This window comes from Rhodococcoides fascians A25f, from assembly GCF_000760935.2.
GTDB lineage: Bacteria > Actinomycetota > Actinomycetes > Mycobacteriales > Mycobacteriaceae > Rhodococcoides.
Genome location: NZ_CP049744.1, coordinates 3,030,615 through 3,049,494, shown reverse-complemented (window position 1 = coordinate 3,049,494; position 18,880 = coordinate 3,030,615). Strand labels below are relative to the sequence as shown.

At 65.9% G+C, this 18,880-nt stretch carries 19 protein-coding genes; 18 read left to right on the top strand and 1 reads right to left on the bottom strand.

The annotated features are described in order from the left end of the window. Nucleotides 1–3 precede the first annotated feature (3 nt). From ruvX to aroB, 7 genes are all read left to right on the top strand, one after another. Nucleotides 4–579, top strand: a complete 576-nt coding sequence (ruvX, locus tag BH93_RS14315) for a Holliday junction resolvase RuvX (RefSeq protein ID WP_032403347.1) — start codon at nt 4–6, stop codon at nt 577–579. Further along, a complete protein-coding gene (locus BH93_RS14310; RefSeq protein ID WP_037173843.1) occupies nt 576–2,006 on the top strand; it encodes an endolytic transglycosylase MltG in 1,431 nt (476 codons plus the stop codon). Before ruvX ends, BH93_RS14310 begins: the two co-directional genes overlap by 4 nt. A gap of 1 nt (nt 2,007) precedes the next feature. After that, nucleotides 2,008–2,820: a shikimate dehydrogenase gene (locus tag BH93_RS14305; RefSeq protein WP_037173841.1), complete on the top strand. Its 813-nt coding sequence runs from the start codon at nt 2,008–2,010 to the stop codon at nt 2,818–2,820. Nucleotides 2,821–2,924: 104 nt separating this feature from the next. Continuing rightward, nucleotides 2,925–3,497: a prepilin peptidase gene (locus BH93_RS14300; protein ID WP_080739038.1), complete on the top strand. Its 573-nt coding sequence runs from the start codon at nt 2,925–2,927 to the stop codon at nt 3,495–3,497. Nucleotides 3,498–3,509: 12 nt separating this feature from the next. Further along, complete coding sequence (aroC, locus tag BH93_RS14295; RefSeq protein ID WP_037173840.1) at nt 3,510–4,697, top strand: chorismate synthase; 1,188 nt, start codon at nt 3,510–3,512, stop codon at nt 4,695–4,697. Further along, on the top strand, nt 4,694–5,248 hold the full coding sequence (locus BH93_RS14290; protein WP_037173834.1) for a shikimate kinase: 555 nt from the start codon (nt 4,694–4,696) through the stop codon (nt 5,246–5,248). The genes aroC and BH93_RS14290 overlap by 4 nt, the downstream gene beginning before the upstream one ends. Before the next feature lie 10 nt (nt 5,249–5,258). After that, nucleotides 5,259–6,371 (top strand): 3-dehydroquinate synthase, encoded by a 1,113-nt coding sequence (gene aroB / locus BH93_RS14285; RefSeq protein WP_037173833.1) that lies wholly within the window; start codon nt 5,259–5,261, stop codon nt 6,369–6,371. Between the two features lie 88 nt (nt 6,372–6,459). Here aroB and BH93_RS14280 read toward each other — a convergent pair whose 3' ends face one another. Further along, nucleotides 6,460–7,143: a B-4DMT family transporter gene (locus BH93_RS14280; protein ID WP_037174312.1), complete on the bottom strand. Its 684-nt coding sequence runs from the start codon at nt 7,141–7,143 to the stop codon at nt 6,460–6,462. 107 nt (nt 7,144–7,250) lie between these two features. On the opposite strand from BH93_RS14280, the gene BH93_RS14275 reads away from it, so the two are divergent. From BH93_RS14275 to mihF, 11 genes are all read left to right on the top strand, one after another. After that, entirely contained in the window at nt 7,251–8,354 is a 1,104-nt protein-coding gene (locus BH93_RS14275) for a M24 family metallopeptidase (RefSeq protein ID WP_037173832.1), read from the top strand. 77 nt (nt 8,355–8,431) lie between these two features. After that, nucleotides 8,432–8,995, top strand: coding sequence for an elongation factor P (gene efp, locus BH93_RS14270; RefSeq protein ID WP_027496978.1), 564 nt, complete (start codon nt 8,432–8,434; stop codon nt 8,993–8,995). A gap of 1 nt (nt 8,996) precedes the next feature. Then, complete coding sequence (gene nusB, locus BH93_RS14265) at nt 8,997–9,539, top strand: transcription antitermination factor NusB (RefSeq protein WP_052058392.1); 543 nt, start codon at nt 8,997–8,999, stop codon at nt 9,537–9,539. Between the two features lie 140 nt (nt 9,540–9,679). Further along, nucleotides 9,680–10,267, top strand: a complete 588-nt coding sequence (gene pyrR, locus BH93_RS14260; protein ID WP_032377801.1) for a bifunctional pyr operon transcriptional regulator/uracil phosphoribosyltransferase PyrR — start codon at nt 9,680–9,682, stop codon at nt 10,265–10,267. Beyond that, nucleotides 10,264–11,211 carry an aspartate carbamoyltransferase catalytic subunit gene (locus tag BH93_RS14255; RefSeq protein ID WP_032377802.1) on the top strand — a complete coding sequence of 316 codons (948 nt, stop codon included), beginning with the start codon at nt 10,264–10,266 and terminating at the stop codon, nt 11,209–11,211. The genes pyrR and BH93_RS14255 overlap by 4 nt, the downstream gene beginning before the upstream one ends. Beyond that, nucleotides 11,208–12,560, top strand: a complete 1,353-nt coding sequence (locus BH93_RS14250; protein ID WP_037173831.1) for a dihydroorotase — start codon at nt 11,208–11,210, stop codon at nt 12,558–12,560. Before BH93_RS14255 ends, BH93_RS14250 begins: the two co-directional genes overlap by 4 nt. 4 nt (nt 12,561–12,564) lie before the next feature. Beyond that, on the top strand, nt 12,565–13,071 hold the full coding sequence (locus BH93_RS14245; protein ID WP_037173830.1) for a PH-like domain-containing protein: 507 nt from the start codon (nt 12,565–12,567) through the stop codon (nt 13,069–13,071). After that, nucleotides 13,068–14,198: a glutamine-hydrolyzing carbamoyl-phosphate synthase small subunit gene (gene carA / locus BH93_RS14240; RefSeq protein ID WP_037173828.1), complete on the top strand. Its 1,131-nt coding sequence runs from the start codon at nt 13,068–13,070 to the stop codon at nt 14,196–14,198. The genes BH93_RS14245 and carA overlap by 4 nt, the downstream gene beginning before the upstream one ends. Further along, complete coding sequence (gene carB, locus BH93_RS14235) at nt 14,198–17,539, top strand: carbamoyl-phosphate synthase large subunit (RefSeq protein WP_037173825.1); 3,342 nt, start codon at nt 14,198–14,200, stop codon at nt 17,537–17,539. Before carA ends, carB begins: the two co-directional genes overlap by 1 nt. Continuing rightward, nucleotides 17,536–18,363, top strand: coding sequence for an orotidine-5'-phosphate decarboxylase (gene pyrF, locus BH93_RS14230; RefSeq protein ID WP_037173824.1), 828 nt, complete (start codon nt 17,536–17,538; stop codon nt 18,361–18,363). Before carB ends, pyrF begins: the two co-directional genes overlap by 4 nt. Before the next feature lie 196 nt (nt 18,364–18,559). Continuing rightward, a complete protein-coding gene (mihF, locus tag BH93_RS27805; protein ID WP_037174309.1) occupies nt 18,560–18,880 on the top strand; it encodes an integration host factor, actinobacterial type in 321 nt (106 codons plus the stop codon).

Below are 18,880 nucleotides of genomic sequence, written 5' to 3'. Positions count from 1 at the left end.
AGTATGGCCAACCTGGGGCGTGGCCCCGATCGGCCCGGGGTCGACGATCCGGGCCGGGGCCGGCGAATCGGTATCGACGTCGGCAGCGTTCGTATCGGAATCGCGTCCAGCGATCCCGACGGTGTGCTCGCGACGCCGGTCGAGACGGTGCCGCGCTCGAAGATCAAGGGTCCCGATGCCCCGGACGTGGTACGCGTCGCGGAGATCGTGGCCGAGTACGAGGCCGTCGAGATCGTGATCGGCCTACCCCGCACACTTCGCGGTGAGCGCGGCAGTGCCGTCGATGCCGCCGAGAGATTCGGGCGTTCCCTGCACAGACGGTTGGGCGACGTGCCGATTCGAATGGCCGACGAGCGACTGACTACCGTGAGTGCGTCGCGTGCACTACGGGACAGCGGTGTGCGGGCCAAGAATCAACGATCGGTGATCGATCAGGCTGCGGCGGTGGCGATATTGCAGGGCTGGCTCGACGAGCGCCGTGCCGTGTCGACTCGCGGTGCTGCCGATCGCGCGGTCTCGGATGACGCGGTCTCGGATCACGCAGGGACGAATTCAGGATCGACGGAGGTCGACGAGTGAACAACCATGGGTCCTTCGATCGGGACCGGCGACATGCGCGCTCCGACGAGGCGCACACCGATCCGATCGGGTATCGCGTGGACGAGGGCAGCGACTTCGATCGCCGTATGAACGTCCGTCCGCGGCCGCCGCAACGGCACGAACCGCACCCCACGCCTGCGCCTGGCGCCGAACGCGACCGTACTGCGCGCTCGGATTCCGAGCGCGGCGCGGAGCCGCGGGAGGTGGGCCGCAGCCGTGCCGCGAGCCGCAGGGACCGTGCCGCGTCCACTCGCAAGCGTCGCGGCCGGATCGTGGCATTGGCGCTCGGGTTGGTGCTGATCGTCGCAGTTGCAGGCGGAGGGTATTTCGCAGTGAGCAAATTCGGGAATCGCACGACCCCGAACGCAGACTTCGCGGCCGGGTCCTCCGGTGACGGCGTCGTGATTCAGGTTCATCCCAACGACACCGCCCAACAAATCGGTACCGAGGCAGCGGACAAGGGTGTCGTCGCCAGCTCGGGGGCATTCCTCGAAGCTGCGATAGCGAACAACGCCATCACCTCGGTTCAGCCGGGCTTCTATCTGCTCACCAGTAACGTGCCCGCCTCGCGAGCGGTGAGCGAACTGGTGGACCCCGCCTCCCGGGTGGGAAACATGGTCATCTCGGAGGGACGTCAGCTGCACGACGCACGCGACGTGAACACCGGTGCCGTCAAGAAGGGCATCTACACGCTGATCTCCGAGGCGAGCTGCGTGGATCGAACGGGGAGCGGCACTCCCGCATGCGTGAGCTACGACGACCTCAATGCGGCCGGAGCCGTGGACGACCCGGCGGCCCTCGGCGTTCCCGCCTGGGCTACCGATCGCGTCGAGGGAGTTCCGGACCGAGATCGTCAGCTCGAAGGCCTGATCGCAGCGGGAACCTGGGATTTCGATCCCAGTGCCGCACCCGCCGACATCTTGAAGCAGCTGGTGTCCGAGAGTGCCACTCGCTACGAGGACACCGGGATTCTCACCGCGGGCACCAACTCCGGGCTCACTCCGTACGACACTCTGGTTGCTGCATCTCTCGTCGAGCGGGAGTCCCTGCCGCAGGATTTCAGCAAGGTGGCCCGGGTGATTCTCAACCGGCTCGCGGTGCCGCAGAAACTCGAGTTCGACTCGACGGTCAACTACTCGCTCGACACGACCGAGGTGGCCACCACCGACGCCGACCGGGCGCGCGTGACCCCGTGGAACACCTACGCCAGCGAAGGGTTGCCGGCAACGCCTATCTCCTCACCGAGCATCGGTGCGGTGCAAGCCGTCGAGGCACCCGCCGACGGTGATTGGTTGTACTTCGTGACCATCAATCAGGCGGGTGAAACGCTGTTCACCCGAAGCTACGAGGAACACCTCGCGAACATCGCGAAGGTCGAACCGGGCTTCCTCGACAGCGGGCGCTGACGTGCGGGCCGCAGTCCTCGGAAGCCCCGTCGAACACTCGAAATCGCCGCTACTGCACCGCGCTGCATACCGCGCCCTCGGTCTCGACGGCTGGACGTACGACCGAATCGAGTGCACCGGTGAGCAGCTGCCGGGCATGCTCGACGGTTTCGGTCCCGAATGGGTCGGGGTGTCCGTCACGATGCCAGGCAAGGTCGCTGCCTTGAACTACGCCGGCGAACGCACCGAACGGGCGGTGTTGGCCGGCTCGGCGAACACACTGGTGCGCACGGCGTCGGGCTGGCGGGCCGACTGCACCGATGTGGACGGAATCGTGGGTGCCCTACGCGGTGCGGGGGTCGTCGACCTGTCGGGTAGTTCCGTGACGGTGGTCGGAGCCGGGGGAACGTCACGGCCGGCGATCGTCGCATTGGCCGGGTTGGGGGCTGCCGCCGTCACCGTCGTCGCGCGCTCGGCCGACCGGGCGTCGGACACACTCCGGTGCGCCGTCTCCGCAGGACTGCGCGCGGAGTTCGCAGACATGACCGATTCCCGTCTCGCTGCCATCGCGAGTGCATCGGCCGTACTGGTCAGCACAGTGCCTGCGACCGGAGCCGCACACATCGCTACTGCACTCGCTCACGCGCCGTTGGTGCTCGACGCCATCTACGATCCCTGGCCGACGCCGCTGGCAGCCGCGGTGGAGCAGGTCGGTGGAACTGTTGTCGGCGGCCTGGCGATGCTGCTCGAGCAGGCGTACGGGCAAGTCGAGCAGTTCACCGGCGAGCCGGCACCCCGGGCGGTCATGCGTGCTGCATTGGCCACTGCCGAGTGAGTACGACTTCCCGGTAGTCCACAGCCGGCGGGTTGTCCACAGGGCAATCTGCGATCAGGTGTTTTCCCGTGGCCGGCCGTGGGAGGGATGCGACCCTTCGGGCCATGTTCAGTCTGTGTGCAGCGTCGGTGATCGGTGCCGTTGCCGGGGTAGCGATGCGATTCGGTCTGGTCCGGTGGGATCCACGGCTTCTGCCGTTGTCGTCCGCGGTGGGTACCGGATGGGTCTGGTGGCGGTTCGGCGAGACCACCTACTGGGTTCCTTTGTGCGTGCTGACATGGTGGTTCGTCGCGCTCAGTGCCGTCGACCTACGGCGTCGCCGGTTGCCGAACGAATTGACGATCCCGGGTGCGATCGTGGTCACGACGATGCTCGTGTCGGTGGGGTCGGCGAGGGCATTGCTCGGCGGAGTCCTACTGTTCGCGATCTACCTCGTCGTGCACCTTCTCGCGCCGTCTGCGTTCGGTGCCGGGGACGTGAAGCTGGCGTGGTCGGTGGGCTCGATCGCAGCTCTCGGCGGTGGGGAAGGATGGGTGATCGCGGCGCTGTCGGCACCACTGGCAACTGCCGTGGTGGGATCGATCGTCGCTGCCGTCGGGCACAGTCGGGCACGTATCCCGCACGGCCCGTCCATGTGCGCGGCGACCCTGCTGGCATCCGCAGCTTGCCTGACGTGAAAAGATGCTCGAGTGCTGCGCTGGATAACTGCCGGAGAATCCCACGGACCCGCTCTCGTCGCCATTCTCGAAGGAATGGTCGCGGGAGTCGAGGTGACCTCGGACGATATTGCCTCCCAACTCGCCCGCCGTCGTCTCGGCTACGGCCGCGGGGCCCGAATGAAGTTCGAGGCGGACAAAGTCACGCTCACCGGCGGTGTGCGGCACGGCCGCACCATGGGCGGGCCAGTCGCGATCGAGGTCGGCAACACCGAATGGCCCAAGTGGGAGCAGGTGATGTCGGCCGATCCGGTCGACGAAGCCGTGCTTGCCGATCTCGCGCGGAACTCCCCGCTGACTCGCCCGCGCCCCGGGCACGCAGATTTCTCCGGAATGCTCAAGTACGGCTTCGACGATGCGCGCCCGGTTCTCGAACGCGCGAGCGCACGCGAGACCGCGGCCAGGGTTGCGATCGGCACGGTGGCGCGCCTCTTCCTGAAGCAGGCGTTCGGCGTCGACGTGGTGTCCCATGTGATCTCCATCGGAGCATCCGATCCGTACGTGGGTCCGCCGCCTGCAGGTGACGACCTCGACGCGATCGACGCCTCCCCGGTGCGTGCTTTCGACAAGGCCGCCGAGGAGTCGATGATCGCCGAGATCGAAGCGGCGAAGAAGGATGGCGACACCCTCGGCGGCGTCGTCGAGGTCGTCGTGCACGGACTGCCCGTCGGCCTCGGGTCGTTCGTCTCCGGAGAGCGCAAGCTCGACGCCAGGCTGGCCGCCGCGCTGATGGGAATCCAGGCCATCAAGGGTGTCGAGATCGGCGACGGTTTCGAGACCGCTCGCCGCCGCGGCAGTGTCGCCCACGACGAGATCAAGCCCGGCCCCGACGGGGTGCTGCGCTCGACCAACCGCGCAGGCGGCATCGAGGGCGGGATGACCAACGGCGAGCCACTGCGAGTGCGGGCCGCGATGAAACCCATCTCCACCGTGCCGCGCGCGCTGGCAACAGTCGACATGACCACCGGAGACGAAGCGGTCGCCATTCATCAGCGCTCGGACGTCTGCGCCGTTCCGGCCGCCGGTGTCGTCGCCGAGACGATGGTTGCGTTGGTGGTCGCGCAGGCAGCGTTGGAGAAGTTCGGTGGGGATTCGCTGGCGGAGACGACGAGCAACGTCGACCACTACGTGAAGGGCACCGCCGCCCGACCTCCACGATGAGCCCGTACGCGGTCCTCGTCGGACCGCCGGGAGCAGGCAAGTCGACCATCGGCAGACGGCTTGCGCAAGCGTTGAATCTGGAGCTGTTCGACACCGACGTAGCCATCGAACGAGAGACCGGTCGCACGATCGCCGATATCTTCTCCCACGACGGCGAGCCGGCATTTCGGCAGATCGAGGAGCGGATAGTGGCGGGCGCGCTGGCCTCGCACGACGGCATCGTCTCTCTCGGCGGTGGTGCAGTGCTGTCCGCTGCCACGCGCGCTCTGCTGTCGAAACACACGGTTGTATACCTGGAAATCAGTGTGGCAGAAGGGCTTCGGCGGACGGGGGCCAATTCGGTGAGGCCACTCCTTGCCGGTCCCGATCCCCGTGCGAAGTATCAGGAACTGATGCGGTATCGGCGGCCCCTCTACCGTTCGGTGGCCACGGTGCGGGTGCGAACCGACAGTCGCAGCCCGGCCCGAGTGGTGGGCCAGCTGGTCTCGAAACTGACTGCGATCGCACCCGTGCCTGCGCGCAACATGAACGACGAAACCCCCAGTAGATGAAGGTGATTCGATGACAGAGCCAGTGCGCGTCCAGGTCGAGACTGCCAGCCCGTACCCGGTGATCATCGGTCGAGGTCTGTTGACGGACCTGGTCGAGGAGCTCGCCGGAACCGCCACCGTGGCGATCTTTCACCAACCACCGCTGGCCGAAACGGCCGAGGCCGTGCGTGCGGCATTGGCGGAGAAGGGAATCGACGCACACCGCATCGAGATTCCGGATGCCGAGGACGGTAAGGACCTCGCTGTGGCGGGATTCTGCTGGGAGGTGTTGGGCCGTATCGGCCTCACCCGCAGCGATGCCATCGTCAGCCTGGGCGGCGGAGCCGCGACGGACCTGGCCGGATTCGTGGCAGCAACGTGGATGCGCGGGGTCCGTATCGTGCACGTACCGACGACGCTGCTCGCCATGGTCGACGCGGCCGTCGGCGGCAAGACGGGCATCAACACCGACGCCGGTAAGAACCTCGTCGGGTCCTTCCACGAACCTGCTGCCGTGCTGATCGACCTCGCCACGCTCGAGACCGTGCCCAAGAACGAGATCGTCTCGGGCATGGCCGAGGTGATCAAGACCGGTTTCATCGCCGATCCGAAGATTCTGGACATCATCGAAGCCGATCCGGCGGCGGCGCTCGATCCGACCGGTGACGTTCTACCGGAGTTGATCAAGCGATCGGTCGAGGTCAAGGCGAAGGTCGTGGCGGCGGATCTGCGCGAGTCGAACCTCCGCGAGATCCTGAACTACGGTCACACCCTTGCCCACGCCATCGAGCGACGCGAGCAGTACCGGTGGCGCCACGGTGCTGCAGTGTCGGTCGGTCTGGTGTTCGCGGCCGAGCTCGGACGGCTCGCCGGCCGTCTGGATGACGCCACGGCCGACAGACATCGATCGATTCTCGAATCGGTCGGCTTGCCGGTCACCTACGACGAGCACGCGTTCGGGGACCTGCTCAAAGGCATGCAGACGGACAAAAAAAATCGCGCCGGACTGTTGCGGTTCGTGGTCCTGGACGGTCTGGCCAAGCCGGGACGGCTGGAGGGTCCAGATCCGGCGCTGCTCGTCGCCGCATTCTCCGCAGTCGGTCGCGAGGCCCCGGCAACCGGTGGGTCCGCCATCATGTTGTGACACTCGGCCCCGGGCTCCGGACGAGATGAGAACGGGCGGTGAGCGACGCGTCATGCGTCGCTCACCGCCCGTGTGTTCGTAGCGGGGGTCAGGAACCGTCGGCGGTGCCGTGCCGGTTGCCGCGCTTGTCCAGTCGGGGCTTTCCGTCGGCGTCCACTGCCGAGAAGACCTCGGTGTCGGCTTCGCCGTGCTCTGCAGCCCACTGAGGTTCGGATCGCGTCGGTTCGGACCGCGTCTGCTCTGCCTGCGATCGAGTGCCGCGACTCGACTCGGTGCGTTCCGCGCTGCCCGCATTCACCAGCTCGCGGTTGTGCGCACGGTCGGCGTCGGAGGTGGCCAGCTTCTTCTTCGCGTCGCGGTTGACGATCAGCCGACCCACGAACACCGCAATGGTGGCAACGACGAAAATGGTGAGGATGGTGAACGCTGCACCGGAGGTGAGCTCGAAGATCAGACCGTTCTGACCGAGGCTGAAGTCGACGAAGAAGTCGATGATCCAACTGAGCAGTCCAGCGAGCAGTCCTGCGACGACCGCGGCCTTGAGCCACACCATCGTGAGGTCCTGGCCGTCGTCGGGATCAGGATGATTGCGTCGATCGCGAACGCCGTCGATTCCTGCCCAGACGACGATCACGAGGATCACGAGGGCATACGCCACCCATCGCAGCGCCGAGCCACTCAGCGGCCACATCGATACTGCCGCCCCCAGCAGCAATCGAACGACGGCGTTGATCAATCCCATACCTATGCCACGCACTGCCCACCCAGTCATGCGGCACAGCATATCCGCACGTCGCCGTTCGTGTGGCAGGGCCCACAAAGTTCGAGTCCGATGTGTCCGGGCCGAGGCACGTCGGGGACAGCAGTAATGTCGAGCGCATGCCTGCTGATTTCGGTGCCCGTCGTGGTGCCCTGCGAGAACTGTTGGCCGCCGACGGCCTCGACTCGATGTTGATCACCGACTTGCTGAACGTGCGTTATCTGACCGGTTTCACCGGCTCGAACGCGGCCCTGCTGGTCTCGGCGTCGGATTCCGTCGACGGTGAGAACGAGACCGTGATCTGCACCGACGGTCGGTATGTCACCCAGGTCGCCGAGCAGGTGCCGGATCTGCGTGCCGAGATCGACCGCGCATCGGCGATCCACCTCCTCCGGTCGGGAGTGTCGGGCCGTGGCGGCCGCATCGGTTTCGAGAGTCACGTCGTGACGGTCGATGCCCATCGCAGCTGGGCCGAGTTGGACGGGGGCGTCGACTTGGTGCGCGCACCCGGTGTCGTCGAGTCGTTGCGCATGGTCAAGGACGAGTTCGAGGTGGGATTGCTCCGTGACGCGTGCCGCGCTGCCGACGATGCGCTCGCCCAATTGCTGGCCAGGGGCAGCATTCGCGCCGGGAGAACCGAGCGTGAGGTGGCCCGCGAACTGGAATCTGCGATGCTCGACCACGGTGCCGATGCGATCTCGTTCGAGACCATCGTGGCTGCAGGCGTCAACTCCGCAGTGCCGCATCACCGACCGACGGATGCGGTGTTGGCCGAGGGGGACTTCGTGAAGCTGGACTTCGGGGCGCTCGTGGGCGGGTACCACTCCGACATGACCCGGACCTTCGTGATCGGTAGTCCGGCGCAGTGGCAGCGCGACCTGTACGAGTTGGTGCAGCAGTCGCAGACGGCCGGTCGAGAGGCGCTGGCACCAGGGGTGAACACCGCCTCGGTCGACGCGGCGTCGCGCTCGGTCATCGAGGACGCAGGGTACGGCGAGTACTTCTTGCACGGGCTCGGTCATGGCGTGGGCCTGGAAATCCACGAAGCGCCGGGAATCGCGAAGACGAGCACCGGTATACTGCTGAGCGGTGCAGCGGTCACCGTCGAGCCGGGTGTCTACTTCTCCGGTCGCGGCGGCGTTCGGATCGAGGACACACTCGTCGTTCGTGACGGGGGTCCGGAACTGCTCACCCTGACAAGCAAGGAACTCACGTCCGTCTAGCGCGCGGGCGGGAGCGAATCCAAGCCCGTGACCGACGGCGCGTCACGCGCACAAACGATTGAGGAGACGCGAAGCAAGTGGCTTCCACCAGCGATTTCAAGAACGGCCTGGTTCTCAACCTGGAGAACCAGCTGTGGTCGATCATCGAATTCCAGCACGTCAAGCCAGGTAAGGGACCCGCATTCGTGCGGACCAAGCTCAAGAACGTGCTCTCGGGCAAGGTCGTCGACAAGACGTTCAACGCCGGTGTGAAGGTCGAGACCGCGACGGTCGACCGCCGCGACATGACGTACCTCTACCACGACGGCAGCGACTACGTGTTCATGGACGCAGACACGTACGACCAGCTCTCGATCGGTGAGGCCACCGTCGGCGACGGAGCCCGCTTCCTGCTCGAGAACCTGCGCGTCCAGGTCGCGATGCACGAGGGCGTCCCGCTGTACGTCGAGCTTCCCGTCACCGTCGAGCTCGAGGTCAAGCACACCGACCCTGGTCTGCAGGGCGACCGCTCCACCGGTGGTACCAAGCCTGCGACACTCGAGACCGGAGCCGAGATCTCGGTGCCGCTCTTCATCAACACCGGCGACAAGCTCAAGGTCGACTCGCGTGACGGCAACTACCTCGGGCGTGTGAACTCCTAACGTGTCATCGAAGAAGTCGACATCCTCCGGCGCGCAGAACGGTGCCCCGGGCGCGAAGAAGCTGGGCGCGCGTCACAAGGCCCGCAAGCGCGCGGTGGACTTTCTGTTCGAGGCAGAGGCGCGCAACGTCGATCCGGTGAACCTGGCCGCCGAGCGCATCGAGCTCGCTCGAGCCGACGACACCATCGCGCCGGTCAGCGACTACACCTCGACGCTGGTCGAGGGTGTTGCGGAGAACCTGGATCGCCTCGACGGGGTGATTGCCGATCACCTCAAGGATTGGACGCTCACGCGTCTTCCTGCGGTCGACCGGGCCATCCTTCGGATTGCCGTCTGGGAGCTGTTCCATGCCACCGACGTGCCTCCGGTCGTGGCCGTCGACGAGGCCGTCGAGCTGGCCAAACAGTTGTCCACCGACGACTCGCCCGGCTTCGTCAACGGTGTGCTCGGCCAGATCGTCCTCGTGGCACCGCAGGTACGCGCCGCGGCGGCGGCCGTATCGAGCCGTCCGCAGGTAGACACGGCCGGCGACGCCGAGAACTGATCGAACTCTCGACGGTCCTGTGACCGAACGCTCTGCGAGCCTGGTAGGTGTGGTTCGCAGAGCGTTGCTAGGCTCTACGAAGTTCTATGTCAGACATCCTTTAACGATCCGTCCAGAGAGGCGGAGAAGGAGGTCGTAGTTTGCCTGCGCCCGAAAGCTCGTCTGCGAACCCTGCCGTTCGCGAATTGCTGTCCTCGGCCGATGTGGGACGAACCATCTCCCGCATGGCTCATCAGATCATCGAGAAAACTGCGCTCGACGCTGCCGACTCGCCGCGCGTCGTTCTGCTGGGTATTCCCACCCGCGGCACCACCCTGGCCGAGCGCCTCGCCGAACGCATCGAGGCATTCTCCGGCGTGCGACCCCCGCTGGGGTCTCTCGACATCACCCTGTACCGCGACGATCTGCGGAACAAGCCGCACCGCCCACTCGAGCGGACGTCGGTCCCGGTCGGCGGCGTCGACGACGCGTTGGTCGTGCTGGTCGACGACGTGCTGTTCTCGGGCAGAACGGTCCGCTCCGCGCTCGATGCGCTACGGGACCTCGGTCGTCCACGCGCCGTGCAGCTGGCGGTTCTCATCGACCGCGGCCACCGCGAACTTCCTCTCCGTGCGGACTACGTGGGCAAGAACGTCCCCACCGCGCGCACCGAGGACGTCTCGGTGTTGCTGTCCGAACACGACGGCCGCGACGGTGTCAGCCTGTCCGAGGGAGGATCGGCGCGATGAAGCACCTGCTCTCGGTCGCCGATCTCACCGTCGACTCGGCCACCGAACTTCTCGACGAGGCCGAACGCTTCGAGCAAGCGCTGCTCGGCCGCGAGGTCAAGAAGCTACCGACGCTGCGCGGCCGAACGATCATGACGGTCTTCTTCGAGAACTCGACGCGCACTCGCGTCTCGTTCGAGGTGGCCGGCAAGTGGATGAGTGCCGACGTCATCAACGTCAGTGCCAGCAGTTCCTCGGTGTCGAAGGGGGAGTCGCTCCGCGACACCGCGATGACATTGCGTGCTGCCGGAGCCGACGCCCTCATCGTTCGACACCCGGCATCGGGTGCTGCTCACCAGATCGCTCAGTGGACTGCCGACCAAGGATCAGGTGGAGGTCCTGCCGTCATCAACGCGGGCGACGGTACGCACGAACATCCCACCCAGGCCCTGCTCGACGCTCTGACGGTTCGTCAACGTCTCGGCAACATCGCCGGCCGACGAGTCGCGATCGTCGGCGACATCCTGCACAGCCGGGTGGCGCGCTCGAACGCCATCCTGCTGGCCAAGCTCGGGGCCGAGGTGGTGCTGATCGCGCCACCGACACTGCTTCCCGTCGGAGTGACCGGCTGGCCGGTGCGGGTCTCACACGACATCGACGCCGAACTGCCCGGGTTGGACGCCGTGCTGATGCTGCGGGTCCAAGCAGAACGGATGAACGGCGGGTTCTTCCCCTCGGCTCGGGAGTACTCCATCACGTACGGGCTCTCGCAGCGCCGGCTGGAGCTGCTGCCCGATCATGCCGTCGTGCTGCATCCCGGTCCGATGCTGCGCGGTATGGAGATTGCGTCGTCGGTCGCAGATTCTCCCAAAACTGCAGTCTTGCAACAGGTTACGAATGGAGTTCACGTGCGGATGGCAGTGCTGTTCCGATTGCTGGTCGGTTCGGACGGGGGTGCTTCATGACCGCATCCACGGCCTCGGTTCTGCTGCGGGGCGTCCTGCTGTACGGCGAGGGCTCCGAAACCGACGTGCTGATCCATGGCGAGGAAATCGCGGCGATCGGTACCGACCTCGATGCCGACGGCGCGCAGGTGATCGAGGCCCGCGGCCACATTCTGCTGCCCGGATTCGTCGACATGCACACGCACCTGCGCGAGCCGGGCCGGGAGGACACGGAGACGATCGAATCCGGGTCCGCCGCCGCCGCTCTGGGCGGTTACACCGCGGTGTTCGCCATGGCGAACACCGATCCGGTTGCCGATTCGGTGGTCGTGACCGACCATGTGTGGCGCCGCGGACAGGAAGTCGGGCTCGTCGACGTCCACCCGGTCGGAGCGATCACCGTCGGGTTGAAGGGCAAGCAACTCGCCGAGATGGCCACGATGGCCGCGGGAATCGGCCGAGTGAAGATGTTCTCCGACGACGGACACTGCGTCGACGATCCGCTGATCATGCGTCGGGCGTTGGAGTACTCGAGTTCGCTCGGTGTGCTCATCGCTCAGCACGCCGAGGAGCCCAGGCTCACCGTCGGTGCCGTCGCACACGAAGGGCCCACCGCGGCGAGGCTCGGACTGGCCGGTTGGCCGCGCGCGGCAGAGGAATCGATCGTCGCGCGCGACGCTCTGCTGGCCCGAGACGCGGGCGCACGGGTGCACATCTGCCACGCGTCCACCGCGGGCACCGTCGAGTTGGTGAAGTGGGCTCGTGGACAGGGCATTTCGATCACCGCCGAAGTCACCCCGCATCATCTGCTGCTCGACGACTCGCGTCTGGAAACGTACGACGCGATCAACAAGGTGAATCCACCACTGCGCGAGAAGTCCGATGTCGACGCCCTCCGTCGAGGCCTCGCCGACGGTGTGATCGATTGTGTGGCAACCGATCACGCGCCCCACGCCGAGCAGGACAAGTGCTGCGAATTCTCGATCGCACGTCCCGGAATGCTCGGACTCGAGACCGCACTGTCCATCGTGTTCGACACCATGGTGACTCCCGGCCTGCTCGATTGGCGGGGTGTGGCGAGAGTGATGAGCGAGCGTCCCGCGCAGATCGTCGGATTGGCCGACCAGGGCCGGCCGATCGAGGTGGGCGAGATCGCCAACCTCACCGTGGTCGATCCGGACACGAGCTGGACGGTATCGGGCAAGAAGTTGGCCAGCGTCGCGCACAACACGCCGTTCGAGGACATGACCTTCTCCTCGAAGGTGACCACGACCGTGTTGCGCGGACGAATCACAGTCCGCGACGGCGCAGTAGCAAACAGGGGCGCAGTAGCAAATAGAGGCTCAGTGGCGAACAGGGCAGGGGAGTAGAGCCGTGGACAGAGTTCTCATCGTCATCGGATTCATCCTGTTCTGGGCGCTGATGATCGCGCTGATCTTCTGGGGTTGGCGAGGACGGCAGAAGCGTCAGGAAGATCGAATCGGTGAATTCCCGACCGTGCCAGACGACTTGGGTGCCACGCACATCGAGCCGACCACCGGCCTGTACGTCGGTAGCACCATCGCGCCGAGCTGGCAGGACCGGATCGCCGTCGGCGACATCGGCCACCGCGCCACCGGTGAACTCTCCCGATACGAGAAGGGGATTCTTCTCGATCGAAACGGCGAATCTCCCATCTGGATTCCAGCGGCATCGATTCGTGCGATCCGCACCGAACGCGGATTGGCGGGCAAGGTCATGACCAAGGACGGGCTCCTTGTCATCCGCTGGGAGCTGCCGACAGGGACCGAGATAGACACCGGCTTCCGGGCCGACGACAAGCAGATCTACCCGGTGTGGACAGCAAGTTCCACCGGAGAAACCAAGGAGGAAACCGCGTGAGCAGCGCAGTTCTTGTTCTGGAGGACGGCCGGACATTCCGCGGCACCACATTCGGCGCACAGGGGCGCACCCTCGGCGAGGCCGTGTTCTGCACCGGAATGACCGGGTACCAGGAGACACTCACCGACCCGAGCTACCACCGACAGATCGTCGTCGCGACTGCGCCGCAGATCGGCAACACCGGCTGGAACCAGGAAGACGGTGAAGCCGCCAGCGCCCAGGATCCCAACAAGATCTGGGTCGCCGGCTACGTCGTCCGAGATCCGGCCCGCCGCACCTCGAGTTGGCGCTCGACCGGGACTCTGCAGGATCAGCTCGAGGCACAGAACGTCGTGGGCATCGCCGGAATCGACACGCGCGCACTTGTCCGGCACCTGCGTACCCGCGGCTCGATGCGAGCGGGAGTGTTCTCGGGCGACGCGCTCGGCACCTCGGGTGAGATGCTCGAGCAGGTGGTCGGTCAGCCGTCGATGCTCGGTGCCGATCTCGCCGGTGAAGTGACCACTGGAGCCGGCTACACCATCGAGCCGACCGGCGACGCTCGATTCACCGTCGTCGCAGTCGATCTCGGTATCAAGACCAACACTCCGCGGATGTTCGCCGAGCGCGGTATCCGCGTGCACGTGGTGCCGTCGAACACCACCATCGAGCAGGTTCTGGAGCTGAACCCGGACGGTGTCTTCCTGTCCAACGGACCGGGCGACCCGGCCACGGCCGACACCAGCGTCGCGTTGACCAGAGAAGTGCTCGAGCGGAAGCTGCCCCTGTTCGGCATCTGCTTCGGCAACCAGATCTTCGGGCGGGCACTCGGACGCGGCACCTACAAGATGAAGTTCGGGCACCGCGGCATGAACATCCCGGTGATCGAGCACACCACCGGCCGCATCGCGATCACTGCACAGAACCACGGATTCGCACTCGAAGGCGAAGCAGGCGAGGAGTTCGACACCGACTTCGGTCGCGCCCGGATCAGCCACACGTGCGCCAACGACGGCACCGTCGAAGGCGTCGAACTGATCGACGGGAGCGCCTTCTCCGTGCAGTACCACCCCGAGGCCGCGGCCGGTCCGCACGACGCCGCCTACCTCTTCGACCGTTTCACCAGCGTCCTTCAGGAGAAGAAGTAATGCCACGCCGCACAGACCTGAACCACGTCCTGGTCATCGGATCGGGCCCGATCGTCATCGGTCAGGCCTGCGAGTTCGACTACTCCGGCACCCAGGCCTGCCGAGTGCTGCGCGAGGAAGGCCTCCGCGTCAGCCTCGTCAACTCCAACCCGGCGACGATCATGACCGATCCCGAGTTCGCCGACGCCACCTACGTCGAGCCCATCACGGCGGAGTTCATCGAGAAGATCTTCGCGCGCGAGGCCGAGCAGGGGCACCCAATCCAAGCGGTGCTGGCCACCCTCGGTGGACAGACGGCTCTCAACGCCGCCGTCGCACTGCACGATCAGGGCATTCTCACCAAGTACGGTGTCGAGCTGATCGGTGCCGATTTCGACGCGATCCAGCGCGGTGAGGATCGACAGAAGTTCAAGGACATCGTCGCCAAGGTCGGTGGCGAGTCCGCGAAGTCGGCTGTCTGCTACACGATGGACGAAGTGCGCGAGACCGTCGCAGAGCTCGGCTTCCCGGTCGTCGTGCGTCCGTCGTTCACCATGGGCGGTCTCGGATCGGGACTGGCCTACAACGACGAAGACCTGACCCGGATCGCCGGCGGCGGCCTGGCGGCCTCGCCCACGGCGAACGTCCTCATCGAGGAGTCCATCCTCGGTTGGAAGGAATACGAGCTCGAGCTCATGCGCGACGGCCGCGACAACGTGGTCATCGTCTGTTCCATCGAGAACGTCGACCCCGTCGGCGTGCACACCGGCGACTCGGTGACCGTCGCACCCGCGATGACGCTGACCGACCGCGAGTACCAGAAGATGCGCGATCTCTCCATCGACATCCTGCGCGAGGTGGGCGTCGACACCGGCGGCTGCAACATCCAGTTCGCGATGGATCCGGCCGACGGCCGACTCGTTGTCATCGAGATGAATCCTCGGGTGTCGCGCTCGTCGGCGCTGGCGTCGAAGGCCACCGGTTACCCGATCGCGAAGATGGCCGCCAAGCTGGCCATCGGCTACACCCTCGACGAGATCGTCAACGACATCACCCGCGAGACCCCGGCGTGCTTCGAGCCGACCCTGGACTACGTGGTCGTCAAGGCACCGCGGTTCGCGTTCGAGAAATTCCCCGGGGCCGACGGCACGCTGACCACGACGATGAAGTCCGTCGGTGAGGCGATGTCGATCGGCCGCAACTTCACCGAGGCATTCGGCAAGGTGATGCGCTCGCTCGAGACCAAGCGCGCGGGGTACTGGACCGGCCCCGAGGTCGAGGCGGAGAGTCTGGAGAGAATGCTCAAGGACCTGTCCGTTCCTCAGGACGGTCGGATGTACGGAATCGAGAAGGCGTTCGCGATGGGCGCCACTCTCGAGCAGCTCTTCGAGGCGACCAAGATCGATCCGTGGTTCCTGGACCAGTTCCAGCAGATCCACGAACTCGGCGTCCAGGTTCGCGAGGCGGCCGAATTCGACGAGACGCTGTTGCGACAGGCGAAGTACCACGGGCTGTCCGACCGCCAGATCGCCGCGTTGCGACCCGAACTCGACGGGGAGGACGATGTGCGTGCGCTGCGCGACGAGCTCGGCGTGCACCCGGTCTACAAGACCGTCGACACCTGTGCGGCGGAGTTCGAGGCCAAGACCCCGTACCACTACGGCACCTACGAGCTCGACCCCGAAGCCGAGACCGAGGTTGCCCCGCAGCCGGACCGGCCCAAGGTCCTGATCCTCGGATCCGGTCCCAACCGCATCGGTCAGGGCATCGAATTCGACTACAGCTGTGTACACGCGGCGCTGACGCTGTCCGAGGCCGGCTACGAGACGGTCATGGTCAACTGCAACCCCGAGACCGTCTCCACCGACTACGACACCGCCGACCGCCTGTACTTCGAGCCGTTGACCTTCGAGGACGTTCTCGAGGTGTACCGGGCCGAGGCCGCTTCGGGAACGGTGCGCGGGGTCATCGTGCAGCTGGGCGGCCAGACTCCGCTCGGCCTGGCGAAGCGGCTGAAGGCCGCGGGCGTTCCTATCGTCGGAACATCCCCCGAGGCCATCGATCTCGCCGAGGACCGTGGCGAGTTCGGCAAGGTCCTCGACGCGGCCGGGCTGCCCGCTGCCAAGTACGGCACGGCGACCACGTTCGACGGGGCCCGTGAGATCGCGTCGGGCATCGGCTACCCGGTACTGGTCCGTCCGTCGTACGTCCTCGGCGGACGCGGGATGGAAATCGTGTACGACGAGGCGTCTCTCGCGACGTACATCTCCAACGCGACGGAGATCTCGGACGACCGCCCGGTTCTGGTCGACCGCTTCCTCGAAGATGCTGTCGAGATCGACGTCGACGCGCTGTGCGACGGCACCGAGGTGTACATCGGCGGCATCATGGAGCACATCGAGGAGGCCGGCATCCACTCCGGCGACTCGGCGTGCGCTCTGCCGCCCATCACGCTCGGCAAGACCGACCTCGAGAACGTGCGGCGATCCACCGAAGCCCTCGCGAAGGGAATCGGTGTTCAGGGCCTGCTGAACGTGCAGTACGCGCTGAAGGACGACATTCTGTACGTCCTCGAAGCCAACCCCCGTGCGAGCCGGACGGTGCCGTTCGTGTCCAAGGCAACCGCCGTGCAGCTGGCGAAGGCCTGTGCACGGGTGATGTTGGGGGAGAGCATCGCCGAACTTCGGACTGCGGGAATCCTGCCGGAGACCGGAGACGGTGGCACCGTCCCGGCCGGCGCTCCTATCGCCGTCAAGGAAGCGGTGTTGCCGTTCAATCGGTTCCGCCGCGCGGACGGTACCGGCGTCGACACTCTGCTCAGCCCGGAAATGAAGTCCACCGGTGAGGTGATGGGAATCGACTTCGATTTCGGTACCGCCTTCGCCAAGAGCCAGACCGCCGCCTACGGATCGTTGCCTGCAGGTGGCGCGGTGTTCGTATCGGTGGCGAACAAGGACAAGCGCTCGCTGATCTTCCCGGTGAAGCGGCTCGCGGATCTCGGATTCACCGTCCTGGCAACCGAAGGCACCGCAGATGTGCTGCGGCGCAACGGAATCAAGTGCGAGCAGGTGTACAAGCAGTCGGGTGAGGACGTCCCGGAGGGTGAGCAGACCATCGTCGACCGGATCTTGGCCGGCGACATCGCGATGGTGATCAACACCCCGTACGGCAACTCCGGCCCCCGCGTCGACGGGTACGAGATTCGCAGCGCGGCAGTGGCACAGAACATCCCGTGCATCACCACGGTGCAGGGTGCGTCGGCAGCAGTGCAGGGCATCGAAGCCGGTATCGCAGGCGGAATCGGTGTTCGCTCGCTCCAGGACCTGCATGCGGGACTGAAGGAAGGTCTGGTCGTGCCATGAGTCATCTCGGCTGGTCGGATCGGTTGCGTTCGGCGGTGAGTGCGCGCGGTCGGCTCTGCGTCGGCATCGATCCACATCCCGCCCTGCTCGACGCCTGGGAGTTGCCGCGCTCGGCCGACGGTCTCGAGGTGTTCGCCGAGCTGTGCGTCGAGGCGTTCGTCGGCGAAGTCGCGATCGTCAAGCCGCAGGTGGCGTTCTTCGAGGCATACGGATCTGCCGGGTACGCGGTGCTCGAGCGCACCGTCAGTGTGTTGCGTGACGCCGGCACCCTGGTGATCGCCGATGCCAAGCGCGGCGATATCGGCACCACGATGGATGCGTACGCGCACGCGTGGCTCGAGCCCGAGTCGCCACTGTCGTCCGATGCGGTCACGGTGTCGCCGTATCTGGGCTTCGATTCTCTGAACGAGACCGTCGAGCGAGCGGTGCAACACCAGCGCGGGCTGTTCGTGCTGGCTCGAACCTCGAATGCGGAGGGTTCGGCCTTACAGCAGGCGGCGACATCGAACGGCGGGTCGGTGGCTCAGTCGATCGTCGACGCGGCGGCGACGCGCAATCGCGTCGATGCCGACACAGTGGGCTTGGTCGTCGGTGCGACGCGTGACCACGGTCTCGATCTGTCGGATTACACCGGACCGATCCTTGCGCCGGGTCTGGGAGCGCAGGGAGCGACGGTGGCCGATCTCGCGGAGATCTTCCGTGATTCGCGTGAGCTGTTGCTGCCCAACTCGTCTCGGGGTGTCCTGGCCGCAGGCCCGTCGGTGACGGCATTGCGCGACGCGGCGACGCGGTTGCGCGACGAGATCGAAGCCGGTCTCGCATAGTCGACGCTACTGCGCTCCGGCACTCGGGGGCGAGTTAGCGGTGAACGCGAGTCGTCGGTACGGTCGCTAGCGCTGCCGACGAACAGTGCAGATCGCCGATGACCGCGGTCCGCGGCAGTGGTACACCGATGGTCGACGTGCCGACAGCGATCGTGTGCGTCGTACCACCCAGAACGAGAAGACGGAGGAACCGACAGTGGCCCTTCCCCAGTTGACCCCCGAGCAGCGTGCCGCTGCCCTCGAGAAGGCAGCGATCGCACGGAAAGCGCGCGCCGAGCTCAAGGAGCGACTCAAGCGTGGCGGCACCGATCTCAAGCGGGTGCTCAAAGATGCCGAGACGGACGAGATTCTCGGCAAGATGAAGGTGTCCGCGTTGCTCGAGGCGTTGCCCAAGGTAGGCAAGGTCAAGGCCGCGGAGCTGATGACGGAATTGGAGATCGCACCGACGCGTCGCCTTCGTGGTCTCGGAGATCGGCAGCGCAAGGCGCTGCTGACGAAGTTCGATTTCGAGGCCTGA